Annotated in this window: 9 protein-coding genes and 1 tRNA gene; 5 read left to right on the top strand and 5 right to left on the bottom strand. The window is 63.3% G+C overall.

The genetic code is table 11. From position 1 onward, the window contains the following. The 3 genes from CWO89_RS32380 to torA form a co-directional block, all read left to right on the top strand. Positions 1 to 1,594: c-type cytochrome (locus CWO89_RS32380; protein WP_207234618.1), on the top strand; the 1,594-nt coding region annotated here is incomplete at its 5' end. After that, positions 1,591 to 2,277 carry a TorD/DmsD family molecular chaperone gene (locus CWO89_RS32375; protein WP_130582559.1) on the top strand — a complete coding sequence of 229 codons (687 nt, stop codon included), beginning with the start codon at positions 1,591 to 1,593 and terminating at the stop codon, positions 2,275 to 2,277. The genes CWO89_RS32380 and CWO89_RS32375, both read left to right, overlap by 4 nt. Before the next feature lie 9 nt (positions 2,278 to 2,286). Then, entirely contained in the window at positions 2,287 to 4,797 is a 2,511-nt protein-coding gene (torA, locus tag CWO89_RS32370; protein WP_130582558.1) for a trimethylamine-N-oxide reductase TorA, read from the top strand. A 180-nt stretch (positions 4,798 to 4,977) separates the two neighbouring features. On the opposite strand, the gene CWO89_RS32365 is transcribed toward torA, so the two are convergent. The 5 genes from CWO89_RS32365 to CWO89_RS32345 form a co-directional block, all read right to left on the bottom strand. Further along, on the bottom strand, positions 4,978 to 5,694 hold the full coding sequence (locus tag CWO89_RS32365) for an ABC transporter ATP-binding protein (RefSeq protein ID WP_130582557.1): 717 nt from the start codon (positions 5,692 to 5,694) through the stop codon (positions 4,978 to 4,980). Continuing rightward, the gene (locus CWO89_RS32360; RefSeq protein ID WP_130582556.1) at positions 5,691 to 6,458 is read right to left on the bottom strand and encodes an ABC transporter ATP-binding protein; all 768 of its coding nucleotides are present in this window, start codon (positions 6,456 to 6,458) and stop codon (positions 5,691 to 5,693) included. The genes CWO89_RS32365 and CWO89_RS32360 overlap by 4 nt, the downstream gene beginning before the upstream one ends. After that, positions 6,448 to 7,443, bottom strand: a complete 996-nt coding sequence (locus CWO89_RS32355; RefSeq protein ID WP_130582555.1) for a branched-chain amino acid ABC transporter permease — start codon at positions 7,441 to 7,443, stop codon at positions 6,448 to 6,450. The genes CWO89_RS32360 and CWO89_RS32355 overlap by 11 nt, the downstream gene beginning before the upstream one ends. After that, the gene (locus tag CWO89_RS32350) at positions 7,443 to 8,306 is read right to left on the bottom strand and encodes a branched-chain amino acid ABC transporter permease (protein WP_130582554.1); all 864 of its coding nucleotides are present in this window, start codon (positions 8,304 to 8,306) and stop codon (positions 7,443 to 7,445) included. The genes CWO89_RS32355 and CWO89_RS32350 overlap by 1 nt, the downstream gene beginning before the upstream one ends. 83 nt (positions 8,307 to 8,389) lie before the next feature. Next, positions 8,390 to 9,643, bottom strand: a complete 1,254-nt coding sequence (locus CWO89_RS32345; RefSeq protein ID WP_130582553.1) for an ABC transporter substrate-binding protein — start codon at positions 9,641 to 9,643, stop codon at positions 8,390 to 8,392. Between the two features lie 542 nt (positions 9,644 to 10,185). On the opposite strand from CWO89_RS32345, the gene CWO89_RS32340 reads away from it, so the two are divergent. Both CWO89_RS32340 and CWO89_RS32335 read left to right on the top strand, forming a co-directional pair. Beyond that, positions 10,186 to 10,259: transfer RNA gene (locus tag CWO89_RS32340), tRNA-Gln, on the top strand. A gap of 243 nt (positions 10,260 to 10,502) precedes the next feature. Further along, positions 10,503 to 11,747, top strand: coding sequence for a phage portal protein (locus tag CWO89_RS32335; RefSeq protein ID WP_130582552.1), 1,245 nt, complete (start codon positions 10,503 to 10,505; stop codon positions 11,745 to 11,747). The last annotated feature ends 1 nt before the right edge of the window (position 11,748 follow it).

Below are 11,748 nucleotides of genomic sequence, written 5' to 3'. Positions count from 1 at the left end.
AGCCGCATTCGGAGGGGTGGGATTTTTCGCTTTCACCTCGCCCTGGCTCTGGTCGGCGACGCACCCCGCCCGCGATGTCGCCGACGGGGGTCCAGCCAACCTCGAAAACGGCAAGCTCATGTTCATCGCGGGCGATTGCGCGACCTGTCACGCAACGACGAATCAGAAGGATCATCTGAAGCTGGGCGGCGGGCGGGCGTTCGACACCGCGTTCGGCCGGTTCTACATGCCGAATATCTCGCCCGACCCGAAGGATGGCATCGGCAACTGGACGCTGGCCCAGTTCACCAAGGCGGTGCGCGAAGGTGTCGGCCCTGCCGACGTGATGCCGGACGGGAAGAATCTCTATCCTGCCTTCCCCTACACCTCGTACCAGCGCATGAGCGCCAACGATGTGCGCGACATGTTCGCCTACATCAAGACGCTCGAGCCCTTGCCCGGCAAAGTGCCCGACCACGACTTGAAATTCCCCTACAGCCTGCGCCGAGGCATCGGCGTGTGGCGCTTGGCGTTCCTCGACGGTCGGCCGATCGAGAATCAGTCTGTCGCCACCAAGCCCGCCACCAACGCAAGTGCGCAGCATGAGCTGGTTGCGCGCGGGCGCTATCTGGTCGAGGCTGCCGGGCACTGCGCCGAGTGCCACTCTCCCCGTGCCTTCACCGGCGCGATCAAGGCCGGCATGCATTACGGCGGCGGCCCCACGCCTGATGGCAAGGGATATTTTCCGAACATCAGCCAGGACGAGACCGGCATCAAGTTCTGGGCCGCGAATTCCGTCGTCAACTACCTCAAGTCTGGCATCAGTCCACTCAACAAGACAGCGGGTGGCGACATGGCGGAGGTGATCGCGAACACGTCGCAGCTGCCGATCAATGAACTGCGGGCGATGGCGGCCTATCTGAAGACCGCGCCGGGTGTCGACAAGCCGGCGCCGGGCCAGCCCGAACCGAACTTGACTCCGCAGATCGTCATGATCCCGCTGCAGCAACATAACGTGGTGCTGCCGATCTCGGATGCCACGGCTGTCGGCAAGGCGGATTCGGTCTATGTCGTGAATACCAAGCCGTTCCACCTGGACGAGGCGGGCTTTGGCACCAAGGGGGGAGAGGCCGGAAAGCTGCTGGCCACAGCCCGCCTGAAGGTTCTTGAGCGCAAGAACAACCTGCTGAAGGTGAAGCTGGAGGGATGGCAGGTCGACGGCGTGCAGTCGGCGATCTTCGGCATGCAGGGCCAGCGGATGATGGTCGGTGTGCTCGACGAGGCCGCGATCGAGAAGTTGGAGCGCGGCCAGAAGGTGGCGTCTCAGTCGGGCCCGGCCTGGTCTCCCGTGAGCCTGACCGTCTGGATCGACAACACCGGGCTCAATACCGGTCTCGCCGATATGTGGAGCTACTCGTCCAGTCTGTACAACAGCTCATGCGGCACCTGCCACTCTCTGCCTGAGCCGCATCACTATCTGGCCAACCAGTGGATCGGTAATCTCGGTGCGATGCGTCGCTATACGTCGCTGACCACGGATCAGTACCGGTTGCTGCTCGGATATTTGCAGAACCACGCGCAGGACGTACACGCTGCAGAGGCCTCGGCGAAATGAGCGTGCTTCGTTCGCAGAACGTCCCCCGGTCACACACGGTCACGGCGGGCGTGGTCAATCAAGGCGATCTGCTCGGCCAGGCCATGGTGGCGGATTGGTTCAGTCGGCTCATCCTGCGTCCCTTGGACAAGGAGGCTGTATTGGCCAATCGCTTCGAGGACATGCTCGAGTTCATCGCGGATCTCGGCGATGAGCTGGGCATGGAAGCGGCGGCCCAGGCGATCATGGCGTTCTTGCGCGAGCATGCGCCGGAAGAGATCGAGAAGCGTCTCGGGCACGTCTACGTCGTGCTTTTCGAAGGCATTTCCGGGCCGGAGGCGGTGTCTTTGTACGAGCGCTCCTATGCCGGGGAAACCCGACGCCAGTTCCAGACACCGCTCGTCGAAATACTCTCCGTCCTCCGGGAGCTCGATGCATCCGTTGGCGCGGAGTGCCGCGAGCCCCCCGATCATCTGGCGATCGAGTTGGGCATCCTGGCCGAAGCCTTGCGGCAGGGCAACCACGCGCTCAGCCGTCATATGGCCAGGCGCCTGTCAAGGTGGGTCCCGGCAGTGAAGCATGCCGTGTCCCGGACGACACGTTCTGAATTCTACGGCGCTGTGTTCGCGCTGATCGACGCTTTCGTGTCCGGCCTTGCCTCGTCCCTCGGCGGGGATTGGGCGGAAGCCGAAGATTATTATTAGGAGACCGCGATGTCTGAGGTTCTTTCCTTCACTGCAAACACCGGCGTCAGCCGCCGTTCCTTCCTTAAGAGCTCCGCTCTGTTCGCTGCCCTCGGCGCCTCGGGAGGCTCCCTGCTGAGCCGCGGTGCGGCGGCTGAGCCGTCAAGCAAGACGATCCTGTCGGCGTCTCACTGGGGTGTGTTCCGGGGACATGTTGCCCATGGCCAGCTCGAGAAAGTGATCCCCTGGGAAGGTGATCCGCATCCCAACGTCATGCTGCAGGGCATGATGAATTCGATCTATTCCCCGAGCCGTATCAAATATCCGATGGTGCGGCGGGCGTGGCTCGAACAAGGCCCGGGCGCCGATCCCGCTGGGCGTGGCACGGGCGATTTCGTCCGGGTGAGTTGGGACAAGGCGCTCGATCTCGTTGCCGGCGAGCTTGACCGTGTGCGCACGAAGTATGGGCACAGCGCGATCTATGGCGGATCCTACGGGTGGAAGAGCGTAGGGAAGGTTCACAGCTGCCGCGTGCTGCTGTGGCGGCTGCTGAAGATGGGTGGCGGCTTCACCGGTTCAATCGGCAATTACTCGAACGGCGCCGCGTCGGTCATCCTGCCCCACGTCATCGGCTCGGTGGGCGTGGTCAATCAATGCTCCACATGGTCGAATGTCGCGAAGAACTCGAAGATCCTGGTGCTTTGGGGCAGCAACCCCATGATCACCAGCCAGATCGGCTGGATCGTGCCGGATCATGGCGTGTTCCAGGGACTGGAAGAGGTCAAGAAGGCCGGCGTCCGGGTCGTCTGCATCGACCCGATCCGCACGGAAACCTGTCAGTACCTCAATGGCGAGTGGATCGCGCCACGGCCGCAGACCGATGTCGCGATGATGCTCGGCATGGCCCATACGCTGTATGTGGAGGGCCTGCACGACAAGGACTTCATGAAAAAATACACGTCGGGCTTCGAGAAGTTCCTGCCCTATCTGCTGCGACAGACGGACGGCACGCCAAAAACGGCGGACTGGGCGTCCGCGATCTGCGGCATCGATGCGGCGACAATCAAGGATTTGGCACGCAGCTTCGCCAAGAACCGCACCATGATGGCCCTGGGCTGGTCGACGCAGCGGCAGCATCATGGCGAGCAGCCGCCATGGATGTTCGTGACGCTGGCGGCCATGCTCGGGCAGATCGGTCTGCCGGGCGGCGGCTTCGGGCTCGCCTATCACTACAGCGCCGGCAATCCAACCCATACTGCGCCGAGCCTGCCGGGCATGACGGACAGCCCCGCGAGCTCACCTGTGAATCTGCCTCCCGGTTGTTCCCGCGGTTCCACGAGCTCCTACTGCCTCGGCGGGGCGGCCTCGTCGATTCCGGTCTCCCGGGTGGTCGACATGCTGCTCAATCCGGGCAAGACGATCCAGTTCAACGGCTCGAAAGTCACGTATCCGGACATCAAGCTTGCCTATTGGGCGGGCGGCAATCCGTTCATGCATCATCAAAACCGCAACGAGATGGTCAAAGCGTGGAAGAAGATCGAGACGTTCATCGTCCATGACTTCCAATGGACGCCGACGGCGCGCTTCGCGGATATCGTGTTGCCGGTCACCACGTCGTACGAACGCAACGACATCGAGCAAGTCGGCGATTACGCGCTCAGCCACATCGTGCCGATGAAGAAGCTGATCGAGCCGATGTACGAGGCGCGCAGCGACTACGACATCTTCGCCGACCTCGCCGACCGCATCGGCAAGCGGTACGACTACACGGAAGGTCTGACGGAAATGGACTGGATCCGGAATTTCTATGAGTCAGCTCGCCTGGAAGCCCGGGCGAAGGGCATGGAGATGCCGGTCTTCGACGTGTTCTGGAATCACAACGAGCCATTGGCCTTTCCGCTGAAGGAGGCGCAGAAGGACTACGTCCAATACGCCGACTTCCGCGCGGATCCGCTGCTGAACGCGTTGGGCACACAGTCGGGCAAGATCGAGATCTTCTCGAACAATATCGCGAAGATGGGTTACGACGACTGCCCGCCCCACCCGACGTGGATGGAGCCGGTCGAGCGTCTGGATGGGCCGACGACGAAGTATCCGCTGCACATAGCCTCGAATCATCCGATCTACCGCCTGCACTCGCAGCTTTGCGGCACCAGCCTGCGCGAGACATACGCGGTGTCGGGGCGCGAACCCTGCTGGATGAGCCCGAAGGATGCCGCCGCGCGCGGCCTGAAGGACGGCGATGTGGCGCGTGCGTTTAACGACCGCGGACAGATCCTGGTCGGGATCAAGGTCACCGATGAGATCCGGCCTGGCGTGATCCGTATCAGCGAAGGTGGCTGGTACGATCCGGTTGACCCGCGCGAACCCGGCACCCTCTGCCGCTATGGCGATGTCAATGTGCTCACCGTGAGCGAGGCGACATCGAAACTGGCTCAAGCCACCAGTGCTCAGACGGCGGTGGTCGAAGTCGAGAAGTACAAGGCTGCTATTCCCACGGTGGCAGTCTTCAGCGAGCCCGTGCGTCAGAAGGCCGGCTGAGAGGCGGCCAGGCTCGATGCAGAGCCTGTCATCGGGCCGCGCTTCGCGCGGACCCGGTGGCATCGCCCGGAATGACGACTGTGAGCCCGTAGGATGGGTAGAGCGAAGCGAAACCCATCAATTGCCACGGCGAAGAAGATGATGGGTTTCGCTTCGCTCTACCCATCCTACGGAGCTACATCACGCGCCGAGATAGGCCTTCTGCACCTGCGTGTCCTGCGCCAGCGCCGCGGCGGTGCCTGACAGCACGCTCCGGCCCAGCTGGAGTACGGTGGCGAAGTCGGAGACTTCCAGCGCAAGCTCGATCGATTGCTCCGCGAGCAGGATCGTGAGGCCTTCACGATGCAGCCGGCCGAAGGTCTCGTACATCGACTCCACCACGGCCGGCGCCAGGCCGAGCGACGGCTCATCCAGCATCAACAGCTTCGGGTCGCTCATCAGCGCGCGACCGACGGCGAGCATCTGCCGCTCGCCGCCGGACATGGTGCCGGCGCGCTGGCTGCGACGCTCCTTCAAGCGCGGGAAGATCTCGTAGACGCGCTCGAGCAATGTCCTGGTGCGCGTCTTGTCCCGCAAGGGCGTGGCGCCAAGCAGAAGGTTGTTCTCCACGCTCTGCTGCACGAACAGCCGCCAGCCTTCCGGCGACAAAGCGAGCCCCTTGCGCACGATGGCGAACGCGCTCTGGCCCGCGATCGCCTCGCCATTGAAGTGGATGCTGCCGGCATGCACCGGGATCAGGCCCGCGATCGCGTTCAGCGTCGTGGTCTTGCCGCCGCCATTGGAGCCGAGCAGCGCGACCACGCTGCCGTCAGGCACCTCCAGCGAGACGTCGGAGACGCCGATCAGATCGCCGTAACGGACTTCCAGATGTTCGAGCTTCAGGAGCAGCCCGGTCATGTCGCGGGCCCGCCCATCAACTCGATCGGGGTGTGGCCGGCGGCGGCCTTGGCGGCGCGGGTGCCGAGATAGGCCGCGATGACGGCCGGGTTGGACGTCACCTCGCGCGGGGTGCCGCGCGCGATCTCCTTGCCCTGGTGGAACACCATCACCCGGCTCGCCAGCGACATGATCACTTCCATGATGTGCTCGACGATCACGAGCGTGATGCCGGAGCGATGGATGTCGCGCACCAGCTCGATCGCAACCTGCACCTCGCGCTGTGTCAGCCCGGCCATCGCCTCGTCGAGCAGCAGCACCTTGGGTTCGGTCGCCAGCGCCCGCGCGATCTCCAGCCGCTTGCGGCCAGGCGTGCCGAGCGAGCGCGCCGGCGCGTCGGCAAGCCGCATCATGCCGACCCGCTCCAGCACGGAGCGCCCTTTCGCCTCAGCCTCGGCGCGATGTGGCGTGCGCAGGAAGGCGCCGATCATCACGTTTTCCAGCACCGTCATGCCCTCGAAGGTCTGCGGCACCTGGAAGGTGCGCGCCAGGCCGAGACGTGCGCGCTCCTCCGGCGGCAGCTCCGTGATGTCGTGATCCTCGAACAGCACCTGGCCCGACGTCAGCGCGAGATCGCCGGTCAGGCAATTGAAGAAGGTAGACTTGCCGGCGCCGTTCGGGCCGATCAGGCCGAGGATGTCGCCGTGCCCCAGCGTGACGCTGGCCGCATCGACCGCCTTGAAGCTGCCAAAAGCCTTGGTCACCCCGCGCGCCTCAAGAAGCATGGCTGGCCTCTTGCGCGATGCTTTCTTCCATCGGCTTGGCGCGGCGCTTCGCCCAGAGACGATTGATCAGCGCCAGGATGCCGCCGGGCTGGAAGCGCGCAATCAGCACGATGATGGCGCCATAGACAACGAAGGTCAGGCCGGCGCCCTTGCCGCCCAGCAGGCTGTTGGAGATTTCCTCCAGCGGCACCAGGATCGCGGCGCCGACAAATGGGCCGAACAAGAGGCCGGCACCGCCGAGCGCCGCCATGATCAGGATCTTCACCGAGATCAGGATGCCGAGCCCGGACTCCGGATCGATGAAGCCGAACATCATCGCATAGAGCGCGCCGGCGACGCTGGTGAGTCCTGCGCTCAGCATGTAGGCGTAAAGCTTGATGCGGCTCGCGGGCGCACCGAGCGAACGCGCCGCGCGCTCGGAATCCTTGATGGCGCGCAGGTAGAACCCCATCCGGCTGTTGGTCATCCACCAGGTGATGGCAAGCGTGATGATCAGGATCACCAGGAACAGATAGTAATATGGCAGCGCCGAGATAAAGGAGAGATCGAAGACGTTGCGCGGCACGGTTGGGCCGCTGAGGCCGACGGCCGCGCCGAGATATTCGGTGTTGGTGACGATCAGCCGTGCCAGTTCGGCGACCGCGATCGTCGCCATGCTGAAATAGTGGCCCGACAACCGCAGCGTCGGCCTGCCGATCACGGCGGCGATCAGGACGGCAAAGACGATGCCGGCGGGAATTCCGATCAGCGGCGACAGCGCGAAATGCGCATACGCGCCCATCGCGGCATAGGCGCCGCAGCCGAAGAACACGACGTGGCCGACCGAAACCTGTCCGGCATAGCCGCCGACGATGTTCCAGGCGGAGGCCGCGATCGCATAGAGCAGGACCAGCGCGCCGAGCCGCTGCTGGAACGGCGTCGTGAATACCAGCGGATAAGCGATCACCAGCGCGAGCGCGATCAGGAGCCAGAGAGCGCGCCGCATCACGTCTTGCCCATCAGGCCCTGTGGCCTGAACCAGAGGAAGCCGAGGAACAGCGTGTAGACCACGATGTCCTTGTAAACAGCGCCGATCAGATAGCCCGACAGCGACTCGATCACGCCGATCAGGAGTCCCGCCACCAGCGCGCCGGGCACGCTGCCGAAGCCGCCGAGCGAGACCGTGACGAAGGCGACGATGCCGAGCGTCTCGCCGACCGTCGGCACGATGTAGAAGAAGGTCGCGATCAGCGCGCCGGCAAGGCCGGTGGCGCCGGCCGCGATCCCCCAGGCGATCGCCTGCATGCTGTCCGGCCGGATGCCCATGAGCTGCGCGGCCGTCGCATCCTCGGCGACCGCCAGCATCCGCGAGCCGAGCGTGGTGCGCGTCAACAGAAGATGCAGCCCGAGCGTCACCAGCAGCGCGACCACGCCGGCCAGCAGACGCGAGGCCTGGATGCGAATGCCGAAGATGTCGAAGGTGCCGCCGACGAGGTTTTCCGGCAGCGACAGGAAGTTGGCGCCGAACCACCAGAACACCGAATAGCGGAGCAATAGCGCGAGCCCGAAGGTGCCGAGGATCTGCGCCAGCATCGGCCCCTTCATGATGTCGCGGATCAGGCCGAAATAGACGATGACGCCGAGGGTCGCGAGCAACAGCGTCGCGAGCGGTGCGCCAATGAGCGGCCCGCCGCCGAGCAGCGTGTAGACGACGAACGCGACATACATGCCGAGCATGACGAAATCGCCATGGGCGAAGTTGACCACGTTCATCATGCCCCAGACCAGCGTCAGGCCGGAGGAAAACAGCGCGTAGACGGCCCCCAGCAGGAGGCCGCCGACGATCACTTGAACAAGCGTGAAGGTCATGAAAGCTTACGTCTATCCATCCATGCCATCGTCATTGACGGCATATTATGAGGGCGAAGCTCGTGCCCAGCCCTCACAGCTCATCACCAGCCTTTGTAGGGCATGATCGGCGCCTTCTCGGCGGTCGCCTTCGGCCAGACCGCGACGTAGTTCTCGCCGTCCTGCAACTGGATGATGAGGCCGGACGCCAGGATGTTCTGGCCCTTGTCGTCGAACTTGACGCCCTTGTAGCCCATCATGATCTGATCCGGCTTGAGGTCGGTCGCCTTCAACGCGGCCTGGATCTTGGTCGGTTCCGTCGAGCCGGCGCCGTCGATCGCCTCGCACAGCACGAACAACGCCTGCATCTGGCGCGCGACGGTGTCGTCCATGTCATCGCCGCTCTTGTCCTTGTACATCTTGGCGATGATCGCCGTCGGCGAGCCCGCGGGACCGACGCTCCATGACGAGCGGTTGAAGACGCCTTGCGAGATCTTGCCGACCGCCTTGATGAAGGACGGGTCGGAATAGCCGGAGTCGTCGGCGAGCAGCATCGGCGGCTTGTAATCGAGCGCCTGCATCGTCTTGGCGAACAGGATCGCATCCGACGTATAGGAGATCGCGATCACGACGTCGGGCTTCTTCTCCTTGAGCTGCAGCACCTGGCTCTGCACGTCGGTCGCGTTGGTGGCATAGGCGACGTCGAGCGCAATCGCGATGCCCTTCTCCTTGAACGCCGTGGTGAGGGTGCTGGCTACGGAGGCGCCGTATTCGGTGTTGTCGTGGAGGATCGCGATATTGTCGGTCTTGGCGCCGGCGGCCTTCATGTCGTTGAGGAATTCGTAATAGACCCGCGCGAAATCGGTCGCGATCGGCGTGACGCGGAAGAACCATTTGAAGCCGCGCTCGGTGAGGTTCGGTGCCACCGACTCGCCGTTGACGAAGGGAATGTTGTATTTCTCGGCGATCGCGCTCGCGGTCAGCGTGATGCCGGACTGATAGGCGCCGGTCAGCGCCACCACCTTCTCTTCCGTGATCAGCCGCAGCGCCTGGTTTTGCCCGGTCGCGGGGCTGCCCTGGTTATCGGCGTAGACGATCTCGACCTTGGCCCCGCCGAGGCCTGCGAGACCGCCATTCTTGGCGAGCGGGAAGTTGCCGAGCTCGGGATGCGGGTTGTTGATGATGTCGAGCGCGACATCGAACGCCTGCTTGACATGAACGCCGATGCTCGCGGCATTGCCGCTCATCGGGAAGATCCCGCCGATCTTGACGGTCTTGCCTTGGGCCGCGGCATTGCCCACCAGCGCGGCCGACATGACGGCAGCCGAAAACAGCCCGATGACATATGAAAATCTCATCTTCGAACGTCTCCAATATCCCTTGCCCGGTGCCGGGCTTTTTATGCATGGGAGACCCACGAGCCGTTGCAGCCCTCGCCCCCAATTTTCTTGGTACACCAGCATCGCATGGCACCCTGACCTCGGCAAGCCGAGCCGGGCGCGAGCGTGCACAGGCATCACGCAACCGATCGCACCGCTGCTTCAACGCTAGGCACTTGAGCGCTGTACGTGCGGCGTGCGCATTCGAGTGCGAGGTGGCACGTCACGGCGCGCGTGGTGATGAAGCGTTGCCCTTAATTCCCTATAAGGCTGACACTGATGGGCACGGCCAGTCTCGCATCCTGCAAACAACAAGCCGGACGGCATCGAAGCCAACCGCTGCTCCGATGCCCTTCTCGCGGCCGGCCGCATTTTGCCCGGAAACACCCGCCATACCTGCTTGCCAAGGCCCTGACCGAACAGTAGAAGGACCTCGCAGCGAGGCGGCGATTTGCCATGATCCCGCCCGCCGGCATTGCCCCGGCTATAGACTTAAGCTATTGATGCCGTTGAGCAATTCTTGGGGAATGGTGTAACGGTAGCACAACAGACTCTGACTCTGTTTGTCTTGGTTCGAATCCAGGTTCCCCAGCCATTCCGGTTATTTTCAGCAAAAACAATAAGTTAGCCGTCCCAAACCTCCAAAAATCGTAACACTTCGTAACACCCCGTCGTAGCGTTACGTCAGTAGAGCTGCCTTAATTCTGCCCTTATTCATGCGCAAGCTAATGTCGATCTAGGGCGCGTTTGCGTAACTTTTGTTCGCCGCCACCCAGCACACAGAGAGAATCCGTTCTCACGCTCCGCCTAACCAGCGGGCCAACCTCTGTTGTGCCTTTTGTCCATCGCGTCCCGCCTTAAATCTCTTCTCGGTATCGAGACCAAAGCAGGCATCTCCTCGCCTGAACCGTGGCTGATCGAGCTATTCGGTGCTGCGCCGACGCTGGCCGGCGTGAATGTGACCCCCTACACCGCCATGACCTGCGCTCCCGTCGCGTGCGCAGTCCGCGCGATCAGCGAGGCAGTCGGGCAACTTCCCCTTCACGTCTACAAGCGGCTCCCGGACGGCGGCAAAGAAAGGGCCGTCGACCATCCGCTCTACAAGATCCTGCACGACGCGCCGAACGGCTGGACGCCTTCGGCCCTGTTCCGCGGTCAGGTCACCGCCGACTCACTGTTGCAGCCTTACGGCGGCTTCGCACAAATCGTTCGCGTCGACAGCAAACCATATGAACTGATCCGGCTCGACCCGCAGCTATCGTCCATCGTTGTCGATTTCAACAACTTCGAGCCGGCATACGCGATCAAGACAGACGACAAGAACCCGGCGCGCATCAGCCGGGCGTCGGACATCCTCCATATCCACACCCCAGCCTATAATCCCTCACGCGGCCTGGTCGGCGAAGGCCGCGAGGCCATCGCGCTCGCGCTCGTGCTTGAGCGCCACGCATCGCGCCTATTCGGTAATGCCGCGCGGCCTTCCGGCGTGCTCTCGCTGAAAAGCGCCACGACACCGGACGCGATCGCGAAGATCAAGACGGCATGGACTGCCGCGCACGGCGGCGACAACAGCGGCGGCACCGCGATCTTGCCGAGTGACGCAAGCTGGCAGGCCCTCACGCTAACCAGCACCGATGCCCAGTTCCTGGAAATGAGGAAGTTCGCCATCGCGGAGATCGCGCGACTGTATCGTGTGCCGCTCCACCTGCTTTACGAGCTTGAAACCGCGACTCCGCGCAGCATCGAATCCCTCGGACAGGAATTCCTCTCCCAAACCTTGTTGCCGCATCTGACGCGCTGGGAACAAGAGCTTGAGCTAAAACTGCTCACGCCGGGGGAGCGCGACCAGTATTGCATCGAGTTCAACGTCGACGGCTTCGCCCGCGCCGATCTCCTCGCACGGTCGCAGGCCCTTTCCGCCGCGGTGGCCGCCAGAATTTTGAATCCGAACGAGGCCAGACAGATCGGCTTCGGCTATCCGGCTTACGAAGGCGGCGACGTCTTCGAGAACCACAACACCTCAAGCGCCTATGTCCGCGGCGCGCTCAATCGCACCGACAACTCAGAGCCGGCAGATGCTTAGC

The sequence above is a fragment of the Bradyrhizobium sp. Leo170 genome (assembly GCF_004296405.1).
GTDB lineage: Bacteria > Pseudomonadota > Alphaproteobacteria > Rhizobiales > Xanthobacteraceae > Bradyrhizobium.
The sequence above is the reverse complement of the archived record's forward strand: the minus strand, read 5'-3'. Positions and strand labels throughout refer to the sequence as shown.